The sequence below is a fragment of the Tatumella sp. JGM91 genome (assembly GCF_018257575.1).
GTDB classification, from domain to species: Bacteria; Pseudomonadota; Gammaproteobacteria; order Enterobacterales; family Enterobacteriaceae; genus Tatumella; species Tatumella punctata.
On sequence record NZ_JAERJP010000012.1, the window covers coordinates 1,486 to 3,483 of the forward strand.

General features: G+C 51.2%; 1 tRNA gene and 1 rRNA gene (1 of these 2 only partly in view). Both read right to left on the bottom strand.

Features of this window, described 5'->3' with window-relative positions:
* Positions 1-1,506, bottom strand: a 23S ribosomal RNA gene (locus JK198_RS09745); it reaches 1,464 nt to the left of the window's first position.
* A 192-nt stretch (positions 1,507-1,698) separates the two neighbouring features.
* A tRNA-Glu gene (locus tag JK198_RS09750) sits at positions 1,699-1,774 on the bottom strand.
* Between the last annotated feature and the right edge of the window lie 224 nt (positions 1,775-1,998).

Sequence of the window (1,998 nt, forward strand, 5' to 3'; positions counted from 1 at the left end):
GTGAAATTCCGGATTTGCCTGGAATCTCAGCCTACACGCTTAAACCGGGACAACCGTCGCCCGGATGACATAGCCTTCTCCGTCCCCCCTTCGCAGTAACACCAAGTACAGGAATATTAACCTGTTTCCCATCGACTACGCTTTTCAGCCTCGCCTTAGGGGTCGACTCACCCTGCCCCGATTAACGTTGGACAGGAACCCTTGGTCTTCCGGCGAGCGGGCTTTTCACCCGCTTTATCGTTACTCATGTCAGCATTCGCACTTCTGATACCTCCAGCAGCCCTCACAGACCACCTTCAACGGCTTACAGAACGCTCCCCTACCCAACAACACATAGTGTCGCTGCCGCAGCTTCGGTGCACAGTTTAGCCCCGTTACATCTTCCGCGCAGGCCGACTCGACCAGTGAGCTATTACGCTTTCTTTAAATGATGGCTGCTTCTAAGCCAACATCCTGGCTGTCTGAGCCTTCCCACATCGTTTCCCACTTAACTGTGACTTTGGGACCTTAGCTGGCGGTCTGGGTTGTTTCCCTCTTCACGACGGACGTTAGCACCCGCCGTGTGTCTCCCGTGATAACATTCTCCGGTATTCGCAGTTTGCATCGGGTTGGTAAGCCGGGATGGCCCCCTAGCCGAAACAGTGCTCTACCCCCGGAGATGAATTCACGAGGCGCTACCTAAATAGCTTTCGGGGAGAACCAGCTATCTCCCGGTTTGATTGGCCTTTCACCCCCAGCCACAGGTCATCCGCTAATTTTTCAACATTAGTCGGTTCGGTCCTCCAGTTAGTGTTACCCAACCTTCAACCTGCCCATGGCTAGATCACCGGGTTTCGGGTCTATACCCTGCAACTTAACGCCCAGTTAAGACTCGGTTTCCCTTCGGCTCCCCTATTCGGTTAACCTTGCTACAGAATATAAGTCGCTGACCCATTATACAAAAGGTACGCAGTCACACCATAAAAGGTGCTCCCACTGCTTGTACGTACACGGTTTCAGGTTCTTTTCACTCCCCTCGCCGGGGTTCTTTTCGCCTTTCCCTCACGGTACTGGTTCACTATCGGTCAGTCAGGAGTATTTAGCCTTGGAGGATGGTCCCCCCATATTCAGACAGGATACCACGTGTCCCGCCCTACTCTTCGAACTCACAATGTGTGTATTTTCATGTACGGGACTTTCACCCTGTATCGTGCGACATTCCGGACGCTTCCATTAATACACACACTGATGATGGTTCCGGGCTCCTCCCCGTTCGCTCGCCGCTACTGGGGGAATCTCGGTTGATTTCTTTTCCTCGGGGTACTTAGATGTTTCAGTTCCCCCGGTTCGCTTCGCAACACTATGTATTCATGTTGCGATGATGCACTGAGTGCACCGGGTTTCCCCATTCGGAAATCGTCGGCTATAACGGTTCATATCACCTTACCGACGCTTATCGCAGATTAGCACGTCCTTCATCGCCTCTGACTGCCAGGGCATCCACCGTGTACGCTTATTCGCTTAACCTCACAACCCACAGACGTCTTGCAACGACTTATGAATCGTAAAAGTTTTTGAGAGACTCTGAATAACTCTCGTTATTCATTGTTTTCAAATTTTCAGCTTGTTCCGGATTGTTAAAGAGCAATATCTTAAACATGACTCGTAAGTCATCTTTAAGATATATCGGTCGGTGACTTTCACTCACATACCAGCAAGTGGCGTCCCCTAGGGGATTCGAACCCCTGTTACCGCCGTGAAAGGGCGGTGTCCTGGGCCTCTAGACGAAGGGGACGTGAAATTTGCTGCCGCGAATCACTGATTCGCTAATTTCACGTAAGGGCGAGGTTTTTCTTCAGAAAACCGAGCGACAATGTTTTTTGTCACCACCCCCAACGCGTAAACGCCTTGCTCATACTTTCTATCAGACAATCTGTGTGGACACTGCGCAGAAGTGTATCTTCAGGTAAGGAGGTGATCCAACCGCAGGTTCCCCTACGGTTACCTTGTTACGACTTC